Annotated in this window: 14 protein-coding genes; 5 read left to right on the top strand and 9 right to left on the bottom strand. The window is 67.3% G+C overall.

The window, feature by feature from the left end:
* The 9 genes from EDC22_RS10110 to EDC22_RS10070 form a co-directional block, all read right to left on the bottom strand.
* A complete protein-coding gene (locus EDC22_RS10110; RefSeq protein WP_425385526.1) occupies positions 1–768 on the bottom strand; it encodes a nucleotidyltransferase family protein in 768 nt (255 codons plus the stop codon).
* A gap of 1 nt (position 769) precedes the next feature.
* Positions 770–2,320 (bottom strand): tRNA (adenosine(37)-N6)-threonylcarbamoyltransferase complex ATPase subunit type 1 TsaE, encoded by a 1,551-nt coding sequence (gene tsaE, locus EDC22_RS10105; protein WP_245499715.1) that lies wholly within the window; start codon positions 2,318–2,320, stop codon positions 770–772.
* Positions 2,321–2,341: 21 nt separating this feature from the next.
* Positions 2,342–4,978: a sensor histidine kinase gene (locus EDC22_RS10100; protein ID WP_132806518.1), complete on the bottom strand. Its 2,637-nt coding sequence runs from the start codon at positions 4,976–4,978 to the stop codon at positions 2,342–2,344.
* 204 nt (positions 4,979–5,182) lie between these two features.
* Positions 5,183–6,577 (bottom strand): adenosylhomocysteinase, encoded by a 1,395-nt coding sequence (gene ahcY / locus EDC22_RS10095; protein WP_132806517.1) that lies wholly within the window; start codon positions 6,575–6,577, stop codon positions 5,183–5,185.
* A 131-nt stretch (positions 6,578–6,708) separates the two neighbouring features.
* A complete protein-coding gene (locus tag EDC22_RS10090) occupies positions 6,709–6,990 on the bottom strand; it encodes an HPr family phosphocarrier protein (protein WP_132806516.1) in 282 nt (93 codons plus the stop codon).
* An 11-nt stretch (positions 6,991–7,001) separates the two neighbouring features.
* Positions 7,002–7,406 (bottom strand): PTS sugar transporter subunit IIA, encoded by a 405-nt coding sequence (locus tag EDC22_RS10085; RefSeq protein WP_132806634.1) that lies wholly within the window; start codon positions 7,404–7,406, stop codon positions 7,002–7,004.
* 127 nt (positions 7,407–7,533) lie between these two features.
* Entirely contained in the window at positions 7,534–8,058 is a 525-nt protein-coding gene (locus EDC22_RS10080; protein WP_165926861.1) for an HPr kinase/phosphorylase, read from the bottom strand.
* Positions 8,059–8,113: 55 nt separating this feature from the next.
* Positions 8,114–9,880: a sensor histidine kinase gene (locus EDC22_RS10075; RefSeq protein WP_132806514.1), complete on the bottom strand. Its 1,767-nt coding sequence runs from the start codon at positions 9,878–9,880 to the stop codon at positions 8,114–8,116.
* A gap of 9 nt (positions 9,881–9,889) precedes the next feature.
* On the bottom strand, positions 9,890–10,588 hold the full coding sequence (locus tag EDC22_RS10070; RefSeq protein WP_132806513.1) for a response regulator transcription factor: 699 nt from the start codon (positions 10,586–10,588) through the stop codon (positions 9,890–9,892).
* Positions 10,589–10,743: 155 nt separating this feature from the next.
* Here EDC22_RS10070 and EDC22_RS10065 point away from each other — a divergent pair, with 155 nt between their 5' ends.
* From EDC22_RS10065 to lepA, 5 genes are all read left to right on the top strand, one after another.
* Positions 10,744–11,484, top strand: a complete 741-nt coding sequence (locus tag EDC22_RS10065) for a HugZ family pyridoxamine 5'-phosphate oxidase (protein ID WP_132806512.1) — start codon at positions 10,744–10,746, stop codon at positions 11,482–11,484.
* 236 nt (positions 11,485–11,720) lie between these two features.
* Positions 11,721–13,334 carry a phosphoenolpyruvate carboxykinase gene (locus EDC22_RS10060; protein WP_132806511.1) on the top strand — a complete coding sequence of 538 codons (1,614 nt, stop codon included), beginning with the start codon at positions 11,721–11,723 and terminating at the stop codon, positions 13,332–13,334.
* 383 nt (positions 13,335–13,717) lie between these two features.
* Positions 13,718–14,920 (top strand): efflux RND transporter periplasmic adaptor subunit, encoded by a 1,203-nt coding sequence (locus EDC22_RS10055; RefSeq protein ID WP_207903750.1) that lies wholly within the window; start codon positions 13,718–13,720, stop codon positions 14,918–14,920.
* A gap of 12 nt (positions 14,921–14,932) precedes the next feature.
* The gene (locus EDC22_RS10050) at positions 14,933–18,100 is read left to right on the top strand and encodes an efflux RND transporter permease subunit (protein ID WP_132806510.1); all 3,168 of its coding nucleotides are present in this window, start codon (positions 14,933–14,935) and stop codon (positions 18,098–18,100) included.
* 265 nt (positions 18,101–18,365) lie between these two features.
* Positions 18,366–20,165: a translation elongation factor 4 gene (gene lepA / locus EDC22_RS10045; RefSeq protein WP_132806509.1), complete on the top strand. Its 1,800-nt coding sequence runs from the start codon at positions 18,366–18,368 to the stop codon at positions 20,163–20,165.
* Positions 20,166–20,272: the final 107 nt, after the last annotated feature.

Genomic DNA, 20,272 nt, shown 5'->3' with positions numbered 1-20,272 from the left:
TCACAAGACGCTGTTCTCGATCATCGTTTCCGCCTCGGCGATGGCCGACGGTGTGCCGACATGCATCCACAGTCCATCGAGCCGCAGACCGTGCAGCCGGCCAGTCGCGATGGCGCGGTCGAACAGCAGGTTGAGCGAGAAGCGGCCATTGGGCGCGTCGTCGAACAGCCGCGGCGAGAGGATCGCCACCCCGGTGTAGGCAAAGGGTGCCGTCGTCCGCTCCGGACGCCGCGTCAGCCGCCCGGCCGTGTCGAGCAGGAAGTCGCCGGTGCCGCCGTAGCCCGACGCGGTGACGGTCGGAGCGAGGACCAGCAGACCGTCCATCCGGTCGTCCTGCCAGGCCTCGGCAAGCCGCCCGAGCAGCGGCCGCGCCCCCTCGATCCAGAGCGAATCGGTGTTGGCGAGGTAGAACGGACCGGGCCCGAGCATGGGCAGCGCGCGGACGATGCCGCCGCCGGTATCGAGAAGCCCGTCGCGCTCGTCCGAGATCCGGATCCTCGGCACCTGACGGCCGCTCAGATGCGCCTCGATCTGATCCGCAAGATGGTGGACGTTGACGACCGCCTCGCGGACGCCGGCTGCGGCCAGCCGGTCGAGAACCTGATCGATCAGCGGGCGGCCGGCGACGGGCACCAGCGGCTTCGGCAGCCGCTCGGTGATCGGCCGCATCCGTGTGCCAAGTCCTGCGGCCAGCACCATCGCGGTCGTCGGAGCTGTCACGCAGGCTGAGTTGCGTGGTGCGGCGCCGCCGCCATTCATCACGGTCATGTCACGTGCCTGGAAGCCAGTTGTCCTGATCCGCGAGATGTGTCTCGTACCAACCCCGCAGCGCGCCGAGAACCGGGTGCGACAGGGCATGAGCAAGATAGCCGCGGATGCGGGGAATGTGCCGCAGATAGCCGCGCTTGCCATCGCGTTCGGCCAGACGCGCGAAGATGCCGAGGATCTTGGTGTTGCGCTGGGCTGCGAGGATCGCGAAGCGCTTGTCGAAAGCCTCCGCATCGAAGGCGGCATCGGCGATCTGACGGCTCGCCACGTAACGGGAATAGAGCTCGCGCCACATCCGGTCCGGGATGTCGACCCGAGCGTCGAAGACGAGCGAGGCGACGTCGTAGGCCGGTGGCCCCATCACTGCGTCCTGCATGTCGAGGATGCCGACCCGGGCGATGCCCTGCCGTTGCGGCAGCCACATCAGGTTCGGCGAGTGGTAATCGCGCAGGACCCAGACCGGCCGCGCCGACGGATCGTCCAGCTCGAACAGCAAATCGTCCCAGATTTCCCGGAACCGTGTCACGGCATGCTGCGGCAGCCGTTCTCCGGTCGCCAGAGGGACATACCAGTCGAGCAGCAACGACACCTCGACCAGCATCGCGGCATGATCATAGGCCGGCAGACGGTAGGGCCGGGCTCCGGGTACCTCAAGCAGGTCGGGCAGCGCCATGTCGTGCAGCGCCGAGAGCAGGTCGATGGCGGCGGCGTAGCGATCCTCGAGGGGGCGGCCCTCGGCGTCGAGAATGCCCTCGCGGCCAAGATCCTCGGTGACGAGCACCCCGGCGGCGAGGTCGGCCCCAAGGATCGCCGGCGCGGAGAAGCCCCGGGCGCGCAGCGCCGTCGCCATGGCCACGAATGGGGTCACCGATTCGGCCAGGTGCGCGACACGGCTGTAGGGCACCTCGCCGATGCCGGGATCCGGTCGGGCCGGGGCATCCATCAGGATGGCGGTCTGGCCGTCGCGACCCAGTCTTTCGTAGCGCCGGCTCGAGGCATCGCCCTGGATGAAGCTGCGCGACCAGTCGCCAAAGCCCATCGCCGCGATCGCCTCGCGGACCTCCAGCAATCGCGCGAGCCGCTCCGTCCAGCTGCCCTCTCCCCGCAGCCACGCCGTGCGCTCCTGCGGGGCGGCCGGATCGAGCGCGAGCGACACTTCCAGGACGTTGCCGGCGAACCGGCCGGGCGCCCGCTCGGACCATTCGACCACAACGAGGGCGGCCGGAGCCAGGTCGTCGATGCCGAGCTCGTCGAGCTCGCGGGGATCGCCGATGCGGTACAGATCGAGATGCAGGACGCGCAGACGCGGCAGGTCGTAGTCCTGCACCAGGGTGAAGGTCGGGCTCGGCACGTCGAGCCGGGACTGGTCGGCAACCGCCCGGATCAGCGCCCGGGCGAAGGTCGATTTGCCGGCTCCGAGATCGCCGGACAGCAGGATGTGGTCGCCGGCGCGCGCGGACGCTGCGACCGCTTCGGCGAGACGCTCGGTTTCGGCCTGCGAGCGCAGCCGCACTGCAGTGCCTGCGGGGATGGTCGATTCGTGCGGGTGCACCGGCAGTCCTCGGCGACGGCGCTAGACCGGATGACGGCCCAGCCCTTCCTCCGACGGCCGCGGCTCGTTAGCCGGCGGCGTTCGGCGTGGCAGGGTATAGACCGTCGCGGCAGCGGGTTCCATCATTCTGGCGTCTGCCGCGCCGCGCGCGCGATGACGGGCCGGGAAGGTGCAGGTCACGGTGGTGCCGCGACCCGGCTCGGAGACGAGATCGACCGTGCCGCCGTGCAACTCGACGAAACTCTTGACGATCGACAGACCGAGTCCGGGGCCGCGGTATCTCGCGCCTTGGGAATAGCTCTCGAAGCGCTCGAACACGGCGTCACGCACCTCCTTGGGGATGCCACGTCCCTCGTCGGCCACGGTGAAGGCGACCGTTTCCGGGTCCGGACGCCGTGCCTCGAGCCGCACCGTCTGGCCGGACTCGCTGAATCCGATCGCGTTGGACAGCAGGTTGAACAGGATCTGGCGGATCCGTTTCTCATCGGCCTCGAAGGCGCCGATGTCCTCGGGGATGCGGATGTCGAGCGTGATCGACGCTTCCGCGCTCCGGTCGCGCAAGGCATCGGCGGCGGCGAGTGCGGCGCCGCGGATGTCGACCTGTGCAATCTCGAGCTCCATCACCCCGGCATCGATCGTGGCCAGATCGAGAATGTCGTTGATGATGGCGAGCAGCGCGCTCGACGAGGACAGGATGTAACCGGTGTATTCGCGCTGGCGCTCGCCGAGTTCGGCCTCGGGCATGTCGTTCATCAACTGGGCGAAGCCGATGATGTTGGTCAGCGGTGCGCGCAGTTCGTAGGACACCTTGTGGACGAACTCGTTCTTGATGCGCGCGGCCGTGAGCAGCGCCTCGTTGCGGTCGCGCAGGGCCCGTTCCATGCGGGCCGACGCGCTGATGTCGGTAAACACGACGAGCGTGCCGCCGTCGGGCAGCGGCAGGACGCGCATGTCGATGACGCTGCCGTCGCGCCGTTCCAGCCGTGCGGTTGCTGCCTCGCGGCTGTCGGTCAGGCCGGTGACCGCGCCGCGCAGCATCTCCCAGACCTTCCGATCGTCGTGCAGGCTGCGGCACCAGCCGATCACCTCCTCGACGTGCGGCAGCCCGCCGAGGCCTTCCGGCGACAGTTTCCAGATCGCCGCGAAGGCCGGATTGTGGAGACGCATCCGGCCATCGCTGCCGAACACGACGATCCCCTCGTCGAGCGCCTCGAGTGTCTCACGTTGCACCCGGGTCGCGGCGACGAGGCGGCTTTCCAGGTCGAGGGCGACGCTGATGTCCTCGAACAGGCAGGCGACCGCGCCGTCACTCTGGCGATTGCGCGCAGCCCGCAGCACGCGCCCGTCCGGCAGGTGCCACAGCGCCTGGTCGTCGGTGGATTGCGGCGAGCGGGCGTCGAAGATTGCCAGCTGGCGGCTGCGCCAGTCGCGGTAGTCGGCCTGTTCGGGCAGGCGTCCGGCCCCGCGCAGGCGGTCGAGAATCTCGCCGTAGCCCGGAGCTCCGGCGAGGAAGTCGTCCTCCAGCGACCAGATCTCGCGGAAGGCACGGTTGTAGAAGGCGAGCCGACGATCCGGCCCGAACACGGCGATGCCGGCGGAAATCTGGTTGAGGGTCCGGGCGTGGACGTCCTCGCGCCGCGACAGCTCCCGGCTCAGCCGTTCCAGATCGGTAATGTCGATGGCGATGCCGCCGGCACAGCGGGCAGTGGCGACCTCGTACAGGTCGAAGACCCGCTGCACGTTGTCGATCGAACGCGCCATCTGGATGTGGCCGACGCCGGTCTCATCGCGTGCCGCCGCGAGGCTGCGCCGCGCCTCTTCGGTGAGGAATGCACGCGCGCCGGTGTCCGAACCGGTCTCGCCGTGCGCCCGTCGGAAGGCCGTGTTCGTCCAGGTGGTACGGTCGTCGGCATCGGCAAGCCAGACCGGAGCGGGCAGGGCCTCGAGCAACGTCCGGAACGTCTCGTTCTCGCGCATCAGCCGCTTGTAGCCATCATAGATCTCGGCCAGCTCGCGACGTTGGCCGGCCAGGTCCCGCAGCCGCAGCACCGCACGTCCGCCGGCGGTGCGTCCGTCGGCCTCGACATGTCCGCCGGATCGCGTGCGGAGCATGAGGTTGAAGCTCTCGCCGCGGCCACGCAGCAGCGCCACGGCCGCCTCCAGTTCGAGTGCGGACTCCGGCTCGAGCCATTTCCCGAAGGCAAGCAGATCGCCGTCGCGCGGCGGCAACGCCTTCGAGCGCCCCGGCTCGGCGTGAATCTCCGGGGTCTCGCTGTCCGCCATCCAGACGACGAGCGCCTGCTGCTCGGCCGACAGCAGCATCTCGGCACGGTCGATACGGGCATTCAGCTCCGCCGTGCGTTCCGCTCCAAGGCGGATTTCCTCGGCAAGCCGCCGACGTGTGCGGACCAGCAGGATCGCCACCGTCACCGCGAAGGCGAGGATCCCGAACAGGAGGCTGAGCGCCGCAAGCTCTTCCTGACGGATCTGAAAGTTGATGGAGGCCAGAAACGCTTCAATGCCGGCGCGAGCCTCCTCCATGGGACCCGGGGTCTGGCCGGTGGCCGGGGCGTAGGAGGCGAGCAGGACGGCAGACAGCCCCCCGGCGAGACCGGTAACCGGCCGCAAGCGCACCTTCGCCCGCCGGCTCGAAGTCATTCCGCCAGTCCCTCGACTATTCGGTCACGAACGGCACCATTGCGTCGCGCCGGCCCCCGCCTCGGGCCCCCGCCCAAGGTAACGAATCATCCTTTCGTAATCTAACCGCAAACGGCCGGGCGGATAACCGCCCCGCGGTCGGTTCGCCGAGGGATCGCGCGTGCGGGACGCGGACGACAGGAGCGCCCGCATCCGTGCCGCCAGTCAGTACCGGTAGTGGTCGGACTTGTAGGGCCCGTCCTGCGACACCCCGATATAGTCGGCCTGCGCCTTGGTGAGCCTGGTCAGCTTCACGCCGAGCTTGGCCAGATGCAGCGCGGCGACCTTCTCGTCGAGCCGCTTCGGCAGCACGTAGACCCTGTTCTCGTAGCGGCTGTTGTTGGTCCACAGCTCGATCTGGGCGAGGGTTTGGTTGGTGAACGAGGCCGACATCACGAAGCTCGGATGGCCGGTGGCATTGCCGAGATTCACCAGACGGCCCTCGGAGAGCAGGATCATCCGCTTGCCGTCGGGGAAGTGGATCATGTCCACCTGCGGCTTGATGTTGGTCCACTTGTAGTTGCGCAGGGCATGGACCTGGATCTCGTTGTCGAAGTGGCCGATGTTGCAGACGATGGCCATGTCCTTCATCGCCCGCATGTGGTCCAGGGTCAGCACGTCCCTGTTGCCGGTCGCGGTGACGAAGATGTCGCCGATCGTGACGGCCTCCTCCATGGTCGTTACGGCGAAGCCGTCCATCGCCGCCTGCAGCGCGCAGATCGGGTCGATCTCGGTGACGACGACGCGGGCGCCGGCTCCCGCGAGCGACTGGGCGGAGCCCTTGCCGACATCGCCGTAGCCCGCGACCACGGCAACCTTGCCGGCCATCATGACGTCGGTGGCGCGACGGATGCCGTCGACCAGGGATTCGCGGCAGCCGTACTTGTTGTCGAACTTCGACTTGGTCACGGAGTCGTTGACGTTGATCGCCGGGAAGGGCAGCTCGCCCCGCTTCTGCATCTCGTAGAGGCGCAACACGCCGGTGGTGGTCTCCTCGGAAACGCCCTTGATGGCGTCGCGGGTGCGGGTGAAGAACCCGGGCGAGGCGGCGAGGCGCCGCCTTATCGTGGCAACCAGCGCCTCCTCCTCCTCGTTGGAGGGCGTCGGCAGGGCGGAGATGTCCTTCTCGGCCTTGGCGCCGAGCAGGATATAGAGCGTCGCGTCGCCGCCGTCGTCGAGGATCATGTTGGCCGTCTCGCCGTTCGGCCACTGGAAGATGCGGTCGATGTAGTCCCAGTACTCGGCAAGCGTCTCGCCCTTCACGGCGAATACCGGCGTCCCGGTGGCCGCGATCGCGGCGGCGGCGTGATCCTGGGTGGAGAAGATGTTGCACGAAGCCCAGCGGACCTGCGCGCCCAATGCCTGCAGGGTCTCGATCAAGACGGCGGTCTGGATCGTCATGTGCAGCGAGCCGGAGACGCGCGCGCCCTTGAGCGGCTGCAATGGGCCGTACTCCTCCCGTGTGGCCATCAGGCCGGGCATTTCGGTCTCGGCGATCTCGATTTCCTTGCGTCCCCAATCGGCGAGCGAAAGATCCTTGACTACGTAGTCGGCATTCATGAGGCGTCCCTTCGCGATAATCAGTGGCAGGGTCGGGCCGGCTACGCGGACGCGCCCCGAGCGGATTGCCGGGCTCTATAGCAGCCGCATCCGAGACTCTCAACGCCGGCCGGCGCGCCGTCCCGGCAGCCTCATTCCTCGCCGAAGCGCTCCTCGACCAGCCGGCTCAGGGCTGCCACCGCCGCCTCGGCTTCCGGCCCCTCGGCGGCGATGCCGATCTGACTCCCCGGCCCCGCGCCGAGCGCGAGCAGGCCCATGATCGAGGTGCCGGCAACCGACTGTCCGTCCCGCGTGACAAGGATTTCTGCGTCGAACTGCACCGCGCAGCGGACGAACTTGGCCGAGGCGCGGGCATGCAGCCCGCGTTGGTTGACGATCTCGACGATCCGCTCGGTCCGGCCGTTTCGATCCATGCCGGACCCGTTCACTTGCCGCCCGACAGCACTTCGCTCGCCACGCTGATGTACTTGCGTCCCGCGTCCCGGGCCATGATGCCGGCCGTCTGGAGGCTGACGTCGGCACGAATGCTGGCGAGCTTGATGAGCATCGGCAGGTTGACCCCGGCAACGACCTCGACATTCGCGCTATCCATCACGGAAATGGCGAGGTTGGACGGTGTTCCGCCGAACATGTCGGTGAGGACGATCACGCCGCTGCCGCTGTCGACCCTGGACACGGCGGCGAGAATGTCGTTGCGCCGCTGCTCCATGTCGTCGTCCGGACCAATGGAGATCGTCTCGAACTGATCCTGCGGACCGACCACGTGTTCAAGCGCCGCACGAAACTCTGCGGCGAGGCGGCCGTGACTTACGACTACAAGACCGATCATGCGATGCTGGATGTCCCGCGGGCCTCGTTCCTGCACCTGACGGTGGCCGCGCACCGGCTTGCCGCTCTGCCACGCCACGGCGGGCGCGCGCAAAGCCTGTGCATCTTGGCTGTCCTGCCGGACGGATTCAAGCCCGAATGCTGTGGTGCAGCGAAGCCGCTCCGGCGAGGTGCCGGACCGACCCCTGGCCCGGCGCGAGCCGATCGAACCAGGCGAGCAGGAGCGCGGCGTTGAGCTGACCGCGTTCGGGCAGCGCGAGGCGGGGCAACTCGATGCACAGGAGGCGGGTGAAGGCGGGCTCCGGCAGCCGGTCGACCCGGTCGGCGGCGACCAGATCGACGACCGCCGAGACGACCGCCCGATCCGTTTCCGCGGTCGCCACCAGGCCGACGCCGCGCAGTTCGAGCAAACCGCTGATCGGTGCCGGGCAGACCGCGATCAGCCGTCCCGACGCCGGGCGCAGATGGACCGCGTCGTCCGCGACGAGGCGAATGCAGCGGCGTGAGCAGGTCTGATGCAGGAGGCCGGCGGCCAGCGAGGACTTGCCGCTGCCGGGGCGACCGCGGATCAGCACCGCGGTGCGGCCGATCAAGACGCAGGTGCCTTGCACGAGGACGGGCGCCGCGCTGCCAGTGGCGCTGCCACGGATCATCGCGGCAGCCCGGCCCCGGTCCGCCGCCGCGGACGGAACAGCGTCCTGCCGCGGCCTATTCATGGAACGCCGGCAGGCGAACGCCGAACCGGGCGCCTGCTATCTCGCCCGAGCGCTTCTTGCGATTCTCAGCCCAGATCCGTCCGCCATGCGCCTCGACGATCTGGCGCGAGATGGACAGCCCGAGTCCGGAATGGCTGCCGAACGCGGCACGGTCGCCGCGATCGGTATAGAAGCGCTCGAAGATGCGGTGGGCATTCTCCTGCGGGATGCCAGGCCCGTCGTCGTCGACGAGTATCTCGATCTCCTGCCGCAGCCGACGTGCCGACACGCGCACCGTGCCCTCGGGCGGCGAGAAGGATTTGGCGTTGTCGACGAGATTGTTGACCACCTGCCCGAGCCTCGTGTCGCGGCCTGCGACGAAGTAGGCGGCCGGATCATCGGTCGGGGCGATGGCAAGCTCGACCCGCGGCTCGCCATCCCGCCGGACTTCGTTGCTGAGCGAGACGACCGTCTCGAGCAGCTGGGCGATATCGACCGGTTCGACATCGGTGCGGGCGAGTTCGGCGTCGAGCCGCGAGGCGTCGGAGATGTCGGTGATCAGACGGTTCAGCCGTTCGACGTCCTGCTGGACGATGGCGATGAGCCGGGCACGATCCTCCGGCCGCTTGACCAGGGGCAGCGTCTCGACCGCGCTCTTCAGCGAAGTGAGCGGATTCTTGAGCTCATGCGCCACGTCCGCGGCGAAGCTCTCGATCGCCTCGATGCGCAGGTAGAGCGCCCGCGTCATGTCGCGCAGCGCCCGGGACAGGTGGCCGATCTCGTCGTTGCGGTCCGAGAAGTCCGGAATCTCGGCCCTCGCCCGCGTTCCGTAGCGCACCTGTTCGGCGGCTGCGGCGAGACGATGGACCGGGCCGGCGATGGTCGAGGCGAGCAGGATCGACAGGCCGAGCGTCACGACGGCGGCGACGAGAAATATCCGCAGGATGGCAAGGCGCTCTGCGGCCACGATGGCGTCGATGTCGCCGCCCTCCGTGGACAGCAGCAGCGCGCCGTGCACCGCCCGGAAGCGCTGGATCGGCACGGCAACGGAAACGATCAGCTCACCCTTGTCGTTGACCCTGACGATGCTGGCCGAGGATCCGTTCAGGGCCGCGTCGACCTCGGCATAGCTGCGGCCGCCGACCGGTCCGATCTCCTCGTAGAGCGGCAGGTCGCCGCGGCGCAGCCACAGACGCACATCCTCCCAGGCCCGTACGAACCAGTTCGGCCGGTCGCTGGAGGGAGGGGGCAGTTCGTAGCGCAGGATCTGTCCGCGGGCGAATATGTGCCGGGAATCCAGCACCAGGACCCCGTCGCGGTCGTAGATGCGCGCCCGAGTCCGGGTGGGCGAGATCAGGCGCCTCAGGATCGGCGCCACCTTCTCCGGGTTGATCAGGAATTCGATGACGCCGAGCTGCTCGTCGGTGGGGGACATGCTCTGACCCTGGTCGAGCTTGAGCAGCATCTCCGGGTCGATCCGCAGCGCCTCCGGATCGGCGACGGCCGAGGCCGAGATCGCACCGGCGATGATCTCGCCTTGCGTCAGCAGGCTCTGCACGCGAGCGTCGATCAGGCCTTCGCGAAACTGGTTGAGATACAGGATGGCCGTGACCATCGCCACCAGCCCCGCCAGGTTGAGGATGGCGATGCGGCGGGTGAGGCTGGAGAAGGCATGGTCGAGGACATAGCCGCCGAGCCGGGAGCCACGGCGGCTGGATGGCCCGGCCGGCGCCTCGGTCTCTTCCTCGCTCTGCCAGCGCTGGTCGGCCTCTGCTGTCATGTCGGCGGATCAGATCTCCTTGAAGCGGTAGCCGACGCCATAGAGCGTCTCGATCATGTCGAAGGTGGAGTCGACGGCCTTGAACTTCTTGCGCAGACGCTTGATGTGGCTGTCGATGGTGCGGTCATCGACATAGACCTGGTCGTCGTAGGCCGCATCCATCAGGGCATTGCGGCTTTTTACCACACCGGGCCGCTGGGCCAGCGCCTGCAGGATCAGGAATTCGGTCACGGTGAGCGTCACCGGCGCCCCGTTCCACGTGCAGGTGTGGCGCTCCGGGTCCATCATCAGCGGACCGCGCTCGATTGCCTTCGAGCCCTCCTCGCGCGGTGCCGCCACCTCGCGCGGATTGGCGCGTCGCAACACCGCCTTGACCCGCTCGACCAGCAGGCGCTGCGAGAACGGCTTCCGGATGAAGTCGTCGGCGCCCATCTTCAGACCGAACAGCTCGTCGATCTCCTCGTCCTTCGAGGTGAGAAAGATGACGGGGATCTCGGACTTCTGGCGCAGCCGTCGCAACAGTTCCATGCCGTCCATGCGCGGCATCTTGATGTCGAGGATCGCCAGATCCGGCGGCGAGACGCTGAGCCCCTCGAGCGCGGAGGCCCCGTCGGTGTAGGTCTCGATCCGGTAGCCTTCCGACTCCAGCGCCAGCGACACGGAGGTCAGGATGTTGCGATCGTCGTCGACGAGGGCGATGGTTGGCATCTGCAGCGGACTCGCGATGTTGTTATGGTGTCGGCGTCACACAACGCGCCCGGTAGGCGAAAATGTGGCGACGGCCCACCGCGGATTCTATAGTGCCGACGCAGTCTAGTGGGGAGAAGGTCAACTGTCATGGTTCCAATCGAGAGGATTTGCCGATGGCCAGCTCCACGCCGAACGACTTCGATCCGATCCGCACGGCCCGCCACGTCCTGAGACAGGCGTTGACGGGCGCGCTCGCTACCCTCGACGAGCGCGGCCATCCCTTCGCCTCGCTGGTGACCGTCGCCACCACACTGGCCGGAGCGCCGGTGATGCTGCTGTCGCAGCTTGCAGTGCACACCCGCAACCTGTTGCGCGATCCGCGCGCGTCGCTCCTGCTGGTCGGTCCGGGCGGCGAGAGCGGCGATCCGCTCGCCGGCGCCAGGCTGACGGTAAGCGGCACGGTCGCTGCGGTGCCCTCCAACGGGCCGCAGCGGCGCCGCTTCCTTGCCCGTCATCCGGAGGCGGCCGGCTATGCCGGCTTCAGCGATTTCGGCTTCTACGAGATGGCGGTCGACGGCGCCCATCTGGTCGCCGGCTTCGGCCGGATCGTCACGATCGCAGCCGGCGACCTGCTCATCGAGGTCGCGCCGGATCACCCGCTGGTGGAGGGCGAGGCAGGCGCCGTGGACCACATGAACGAGGATCACGCCGATGCGGTCGCGCTCTATGCGACCCGGCTGCTCGGCCTGCCCGCAGGAAACTGGCGGCTGACCGGAATCGACCCGCTCGGCCTCGACATGCTGGACGGCGCGACGGCGGCGCGGCTGGATTTCCCCGCTGCGATCGGCGGTCCGGGCGAACTGCGCAAGACGCTCGTCGCCCTCGCCCAGGAAGCGCGCGGTCGCGCAGCCTGATGGCAGACTATTCTTAGTGTATACATTGATAGGGGTGCGGGGCCGGAATGAAGCCTGCCGCAAGGTCTCCGATGCGCGCGGATTTACTGCGCGCATGACTTTCGCTTGTCGCAGATGTTGCGAGGCATTAGCTTGCCGCGACCTCGGTGAGCGGGGGTGATCGCGGCCGTTGGCCGTGTCCGCAATGACGGACGCCGGAGGCGGAACCTCCGGGCGGAAGGATCGGGAGACGTTCGGTGAAAGAGACAGGGCTTCGCAATCCGGCCTCGGGGGCTGGGGACTTCGGCTTCCAGGGGCTGGCCGAGCTGCGCTGGAACTGGAACGAGGCGCAGCTGATGGAAGCGGCCGCGGCGGATTCGGAGGGGCTGCTGACCTCGGCGGGTGCGCTCGCAGTCTCGACCGGCCAGCACACCGGCCGCTCGGCCAAGGACAAGTTCGTCGTCCGCGACGCGGCGACAGACCCGGTGATCTGGTGGGACAACAACAAGCCGCTGTCGCCGGAACACTATGAGCGGCTGCGCGCCGACATGATCGACCATGCCCGAGGCCGGCGGCTCTATGCCCAGGACCTCTATGGCGGCGCCGATCCCAAGAACCGTCTGCACGTGCGCCTGTTCGTCGAATACGCCTGGCATGCGCTGTTCATCCGTCACCTGCTGATCCGGCCGGACCGGCACGACCTCGGTCATTTCCGCCCGGAACTGACCATCGTCGACCTTCCGAGCTTCCGCGCCGATCCGCAGCGGCACGGCTGCAGGTCCGAAACGGTGATCGCCTGCGACCTGTCGCGCGGCGAGATCCTGATCGCCGGGACGTCCTATGCCGGCGAGATGAAGAAATCGGTGTTCACCGTGCTCAACTACCTGCTTCCGGCAAAGGGCGTGATGCCCATGCATTGCTCGGCGAATGCCGGCGCCGGCGGCGACGTCGCCATCTTCTTCGGCCTGTCGGGCACCGGCAAGACGACGCTTTCGGACGATCCCGGCCGCATCCTGATCGGCGACGACGAGCACGGCTGGGGCGCCGATGGGATCTTCAATTTCGAGGGCGGCTGCTACGCGAAGACGATCCGTCTGTCGAAGGATGCCGAGCCGCAGATCTACGCGACGACCAAACGCTTCGCGACGGTGCTCGAGAACGTCGTCGTCGACGAGACGACGCGCGAACCAGACTTCGACGACGCCAGCCGCACCGAGAACACCCGCTGCGCCTATCCCCTCCACTACATCGACAATGCCAGCGAAAGCGGTCGGGCCGGGCATCCGAAAAACATCGTGATGCTGACCTGCGATGCATTCGGGGTGATGCCGCCGATCGCGCGGCTGACGCCGAGCCAGGCAATGTATCACTTCCTGTCCGGCTACACGGCCAAGGTGGCAGGCACCGAGAAGGGCGTGACGGAGCCCGAGGCAACCTTCTCGACCTGTTTCGGCGCCCCCTTCATGCCGCGCCATCCCAGCGTCTACGGCAACCTGCTGCGCGATCTGATCGCCCGGCACGGCGTTTCCTGCTGGCTGGTGAACACCGGCTGGACCGGTGGACGCTATGGCGAGGGCCGACGGATGCCGATCGGGGTTACGCGTTCGCTGCTGACGGCGGCGCTGGACGGATCCCTCGCCGGCGCCCCGATGCGCATAGACCCGGTGTTCGGATTCGAGGTGCCGACATCGGCTGTCGGAATCGACCAGCGCATCCTGGATCCGCGCAGCACATGGGCCGACCCGTCCGCCTACGATCGGCAGGCCGCGCGGCTGGTGACCATGTTCCAGGACAATTTTGCCAAGTTCGAAACCCATGTCGATCCGGACGTGATCGCCGCAGCACCGGAGCTCAGGGCAGCGGCTGAGTAGACTTCGAAGCGCCGGACCACAGGACGTCTCCGATGCATGAAGGCCGGGCGATGCCCGGCCTTCGCGCTTCATCCGCGGCCCGTGCCGTGTTCAGCCCCTCACGGCCTGCAGGACTCGTTCGACCTCGCGTCGCATCGAGTTCGCGTGGCTGGAGAGGTCGCCCGAGGCGATCTGCGGTCGCCTCCTTGATGAGCCCCTGCGCCGGTCAGCCGGAGGCCACAAGACCTCATCGCCAAGTGCCCGACATCCCCAGCAAACGCGGGAGATTCCCGGATGAGTGCTGCCGCCTCATCCCGTCCATCGAGGATACCCTTCCGTCAGCAATTCGGGCTATCAATCATGTCGGCGAGAGAATCACCCGTATTGCGATCGAGGGAGTGCCGATGAATCGGTCCCGCATGGCTCTTGGTGCGCTCTATGCGGCCGTCGCGATGGCGGCGATGCCGGCGGATGCCCAGCAGGCCCAGACCCGAGAGCAGTCGACCCCGCCGCCCGCCGTCATCGTGGCGCCGGTGAAGGAGCAGCAGATCAGCCAGACCGCGCAGTATGTGGGGCGGGTCCAGGCGATTCAGCAGACCGACCTCAAGGCGCGGGTCGAAGGCTTTCTCGAAGCTGTCGACTTCCAGGAAGGCGCGCTGGTGACGAGCGGCCAGCTGCTCTACCAGATCGAGACAGGACCCTACGAGGCTGCGTTGGCGGGTGCGCAGGCGGCGCTTGCGGCGGCGCAGGCGGCGCGGGCGGGCGCCCAGGCCGCCCTCGACCAGGCAGACCTGACCCTGGAGCGGCAGAAGGCGCTCTTGAAGTCGAACACGGTCTCGCAGGCGGTCGTCGACCAGGCGCAGGCGGCGCGCAATGAGGCCTATGCAAACCTGCAAGCCGCCGAAGCCCAGATCGCGTCGGCGAACGCGCAGATCCAGACGGCCGAACTCAACCTGTCCTACACCAAGGTGATCTCGCCGATCAGCGGGCGGATCGGCAAGACCAGCTATACGGTCGGCAATCTGGTCAGTCCGGCGTCGGGGACACTGGCGACGGTGGTGCAAATGGACCCGATCCGCGTCGTCTTCTCGATCGCCGAACGCGAATACGTGGAGGTTGTCGAGAAGGTGCATGCCCGGAGCAACGCAGGCAGCCCCGACCCGGAGGGTGACGTGCGCGACGATTTCGTCCCCGGACTGGTACTGCCCAACGGCCAGGACTACGCGACGAAGGGGAAGATCTCCTTCGTCGACAATAGGGTCGATCCGCAGACCGGCACGATCGCGGTCTACGCCGACTTCGCCAATCCGTCCTACGTGCTGGTGCCGGGCCAGTTCGTCACCGTCACGGTCGAGATCGGTCAGCCGCAGACGCTGCCGGTGATTCCCGCCGGCGCCGTACTGCAGGACAGGCAGGGCCCTTACGTTCTTGTCGTCGGCAGCGACGACCGCGCCGAGATCCGCCGCATCGAGACGGCCAAGAAGACGGCATCCGGCTGGGCGGTCTCCAAGGGGCTGACGGCGGGCGAGGTGATCATCGTCGACGGCATCCAGAAGGTGAAGCCCGGCATGGTGGTGAACCCACAGGCGGCCGGATCGGCCAGCTGAGGAGCGACCGCGATGTTCTCGTCGATCTTCATCGAGCGACCGCGGCTCGCCATGGTCGTGGCGATCGTCATGACGCTGATCGGCGTCATGGCGCTGACCGCCATCCCGGTCTCGCAGTATCCCAACATCACGCCACCGGTCGTGCAGGTCCAGGCCCTCTATCCGGGTGCGGACGCCGAAACCATCGCGCTGACGGTCGCCGCGCCGATCGAGGAGCAGATCAACGGCGTCGAGAACATGATCTACATGTCCTCGACCTCGTCGGCGGCGGGCACCTACACGCTCAGCATCTCGTTCGCGATCGGTACCGATCCCGACATCGCGCAGGTCAACGTGCAGAACCGGCTGGCGGCCGCCCAGCCGCAGCTACCCTCGATCGTGAACCAGCTCGGTGTCAGCGTCTCGACGCAGCAGCCGAGCTTCCTGCTGCTCGTCAGCATCTACTCGCCCAATGACAGCTACGATGCGCTGTTCCTGTCGAACTTCACGTCGATCAATGTCAGGGACCCGATCGCCCGTGTGAGCGGGGTCGGCAGCGCCGCGATTCTCGGCCAGCTCGACTACTCGATGCGGATCTGGCTCGATCCGATCCGGATGGCCGCGCTGTCGATCACGCCGCAGGACGTGTCGGACGCGATCCAGCAGCAGAACATCCAGGCCGCCGTCGGCCAGATCGGCGCGCCGCCGATCGCTGACGATCAGGCGCTGCAGTACAACATCACCGCCCAGGGCCGGCTGACGACGCCCGAGGAGTTCGGCGCGATCATTGTCCGCACCAACGAGCAGGGTGGCATCGTCAGAGTCCGCGACATCGCCCGAGTCGAGATGGGGGCACAGACCTATGTCGCCAACAGCCGACTGAACGGCAAGCCGTCCGCGACACTGGCGATCTATCAGTCCGCCGGCGCCAACGCGCTGGCGGTCGCCCAAGGCGTGCGCGCCGAACTGGAGCGGCTGAAGACGCGGTTTCCCGACGACATCGACTACGAGGTGACCTACGATTCGACGGCCTTCGTATCAGCAACCATCCACGAGATCATCCTGACACTGGCGCTGACCGGCGTCATCGTGTTGGTGGTCGTGTTCATCTTCCTGCAGGATCTGCGCGCGACGCTGATTCCGGCGCTGACCATTCCGGTCTCGCTTATCGGGACCTTCGCGATCCTGCTGGCGCTCGGCTACTCGGCCAATACCGTCACGCTGTTTGCCATCATCCTAGCAATCGGCCTCGTCGTCGATGATGCCATCGTCGTGGTCGAGAACGTCCAGCGCATCATGGAGGAGGAGCCGGGGATCAGCGCCAGGGAGGCCGCTCTCCGCTCGATGCGGCAGGTCACCGGGCCGATCATCGCCACCACCCTGGTGCTGGTTGCAGTGTTTGCGCCGGTCGGCTTCCTGCCCGGCATCACCGGCGAACTCTATCGCCAGTTCGCCGTCACCATCTGCGCTGCCGTGACCCTGTCGGCGATCAATGCGCTGACGCTCAGTCCGGCCTTGTGCGGCATCGTGCTGCGCCCGCCGCGCGCGGCGCGCGGGCCGTTCCGCTGGTTCAATGCCGGGCTCGACCGGGCGCGCAACGGCTATACCCGAATCGTCGGCTCGCTGGCCCGCCGCTCCATCATCGCCGGCCTTCTCGTCATCGCAGTGGGCGGCGCGGCGGCGTGGCTGTTCAACCGGACGCCGACCGGCTTCATCCCGACCGAAGACCAGGGCGCGCTGTTCGTCAACATCCAGTTGCCGGACGCCGCGTCGCTGCCGCGCACCGAGGCGGTGCTCGCGCGCATTCAGGAGATCGCGGCCAAGCAGCCCGGCGTCGCGAACGTCATCACGGTTGCGGGTTATTCGCTGCTTGCCGGGGCGTCGTCCTCCAATGCGGCGCTTGCCGTGGTGGTGTTCGAGCCGTGGGACGAACGGACCACGCCGGAGACCGGTCTGCGCGGCATCTACACCAGCCTGAGCGCGGCCTTCTCCCAGATTGCCGAGGCCGACATCCTGGCCTTCCCGCCGCCGGCGATTCCGGGCATCGGCTCGACCGGTGGATTCAACATGCAGTTGGAGGCGCTGGGCGGGCAGTCGCCGGAGGAACTTGCCGCGGTCATGCAGTCCTTCGTGGTGGCGGCAAATGCCGATCCGGCCATCGAACGTGCCTATTCGACGTTCTCGGCGAACGTTCCGTCGCTGTTTCTCAACGTCGATCGCGTCAAGGCCGAGAGCCTCGATGTCCCTGTGGCAAGTCTTTTCGGCACGCTGCAGGCCCAGCTCGGCTCGCTCTATGTCAACGACTTCAACGCCTATGGTCGGACTTATCAGGTAAATCTCTCCGCCGACCAGCAGTTTCGCGGCGACGTCGACGACATCCTCAACCTCTATGTCCGCAACCGGCAGGGTCAGATGGTGCCGGTCCGTACGATCGCGACGGTCGAGCCCTCGCTCGGGCCGACGATCATCACGCGCTACAACAATTTCACCTCGGCGACGATCAACGGTTCGACCGCACCGGGCTACTCCTCGGGTCAATCCATCGCCGCGCTGGCGCGGATCGCGGCGGAAACGCTGCCGAGCGGCTACAGCTACGAATGGTCGGGGCTGACCTATCAGGAGGTCACGGCCGCCGGGCAGGTCGGCTTGATCTTCGCCCTGGCCATCATCTTCGGCTATCTGTTCCTGGTCGGGCAGTACGAGAGCTGGTCGGTGCCCTTCGCCGTCATCACCTCGGTGGTGGTGGCGATCCTCGGCGCCATCTCCACCATTGCCGTCGTCGGCATCGCCAACAACATCTACTGCCAGATCGGCATGGTACTGCTGATCGGGCTGGCGGCGAAGAACGCGATCCTGATCGTCGAGTTCTCGAAGGAACAGCGTGAGGCGGGCAAGACTTTGGTCGAGGCGGCGATGGCCGGGGCGCACATGCGCTTCCGCGCCGTGCTGATGACCGCCATCGCCTTTGTGCTCGGTGTCGTTCCGCTGGTGATGGCGACCGGTGCCGGGGCGGCAAGCCGGGTGTCGATGGGTTTCACCGTGCTCGGCGGCATGGCCGCAGCGACCTTCCTCGGCATCATCCTGATCCCCGGCCTCTACGTGATGTGGGAATGGCTCGGCGAGCGCCTGACCGGCCGGCACCGGCGTACGCCCGACCCGTTTGCGGGCGGGCAGGGTGCGCAGGCGAAGACGGCGGAGTGATGCCATGCCGCGCGCCCCGCTCGGCCGCAGATGGTGGACCGGCGCTGGGCTGGATCGCCAACTGGCGGCCGGAGGCAGACGGCCGGATCACGCAATGGTCGGTTGACGGCGTGTCGTTCGACGATGCCCTCCGGTCAGGGATCGGCGGGGCGTCGCGCCTTCGGTCGGGGAACGGCATGCCACGGTAGCCTGCCGCGGCAGCGCGGCATAGGCCGGCGCGTCATGCCCGCTTGGCGGGCGTCACGGCGGGTGCTATCAGCCCGCCATGACCGACCCGAAACACATCCGCAACTTCGCGATTATCGCGCATATCGACCACGGCAAGTCGACGCTCGCCGACCGGTTGATCCAGCTCACCGGCGGCCTGTCGGAGCGCGAGATGCGCGAGCAGGTGCTCGATTCAATGGATATCGAGCGCGAGCGCGGCATCACCATCAAGGCGCAGACCGTCCGCCTGAACTACCGGGCGAGGGATGGCAAGGATTACGTCCTCAACCTGATCGACACGCCCGGCCATGTCGACTTCACCTACGAGGTGAACCGGTCGCTGGCGGCCTGCGAGGGTTCGCTGCTGGTGGTCGACGCGAGTCAGGGTGTGGAGGCGCAGACGCTCGCCAATGTCTATCAGGCGATCGACGTCAACCACGAGATCGTGCCGGTGCTCAACAAGGTCGATCTGCCGGCTGCGGACGTCGAGCGGGTCAAGGCGCAGATCGAGGACGTGATCGGCCTCGATGCCTCCGACGCGCTGGAGATTTCCGCCAAGACCGGACTCGGCGTGCCGGACGTTCTGGAGGCGATCGTGACCCGCCTGCCGCCGCCGTCGGGCGATCGCGAGGCGCCTTTGAAGGCGCTCCTGGTCGACAGCTGGTACGACTCCTATCTCGGCGTCGTCGTGCTGGTGCGGATCGTCGATGGTGTCCTGAGGAAGGGCATGAAGATCCGCATGATGCGGACCAAGGCCACCTACGAGGTGGACAAGGTCGGCATCTTCACCCCGAAGCTGGTCGACATCGCCGAGCTCGGGCCGGGAGAACTGGGTTTTCTCACCGCTTCGATCAAGGAGGTTGCCGACACCAATGTCGGCGACACCATCACCGAGGAGCGCCGCCCGACTGCCGAGCCGCTGCCGGGTTTCCGCCCGTCGGTGCCGGTCGTCTTCTGCGGCATCTATCCGGTCGATGCGGCCGACTTCGAGGATCTGCGCGCGGCAATGGGCAAGCTCAGGCTCAACGACGCGAGCTTCTCCTTCGAGATGGAAACGAGCGCCGCGCTCGGCTTCGGATTCCGCTGCGGCTTTCTCGGCCTGTTGCACCTCGAGATCATCCAGGAGCGGCTCGAGCGGGAATTCGATCTCGACCTGATCGCCACCGCTCCTTCGGTCGTCTACCAGATCAGGCTGACCAACGGCGAGACGATCGAGCTGCACAATCCGGCCGACATGCCGGACGTGGTCAAGATCGACACGATCTCAGAGCCATGGATCCGCGCCACGATCCTCACCCCCGACGAGCATCTGGGCGCCATCCTGAAGCTGTGCGAGGACCGGCGCGGCGAGCAGCAGGACCTCTCCTATGTCGGCAACCGGGCGATGGTGGTCTATGACCTGCCGCTCAACGAGGTGGTATTCGATTTCTACGACCGGCTGAAATCGGTCTCGAAGGGCTATGCCTCGTTCGACTATCACATCACCGGTTACCGCGAGGGCGACCTCGTCAAGATGTCGATCCTCGTCAACGGCGAGCCGGTCGATGCGCTGGCCATGCTGGTCCACCGCAGCAAGGCAGAGACGCGCGGCCGCCAGCTGTGCGAGAAGCTCAAGGATCTGATCCCCCGGCATCTGTTCAAGATCCCGATCCAGGCAGCGATCGGCGGCAAGGTGATCGCCCGCGAGACCATCGCGGCCCTGAGGAAGGACGTCACCGCCAAGTGCTACGGCGGCGACGTGACGCGCAAGCGCAAGCTTCTGGAAAAGCAGAAGGAAGGCAAGAAGCGCATGCGCCAGTTCGGCAAGGTGGAAATCCCGCAGGAGGCGTTCATCGCCGCGCTGAAGATGGGGGAGTGAAGCGGATGCGCCGCTTGTCGCGACCGGGCAGTTCGGCCGCCGATGGCGCGATCAATGACGGGCGCTGAGGCAGCGCGGGGCCGCGCCCAGTCGACAGGCAGGTGTGC

The sequence above is a fragment of the Tepidamorphus gemmatus genome, assembly GCF_004346195.1.
In the GTDB taxonomy this organism is placed as follows: domain Bacteria; phylum Pseudomonadota; class Alphaproteobacteria; order Rhizobiales; family Tepidamorphaceae; genus Tepidamorphus; species Tepidamorphus gemmatus.
Note: the sequence above shows the minus strand (reverse complement) of the source record. Positions and strands in the feature narration are given on the sequence as shown.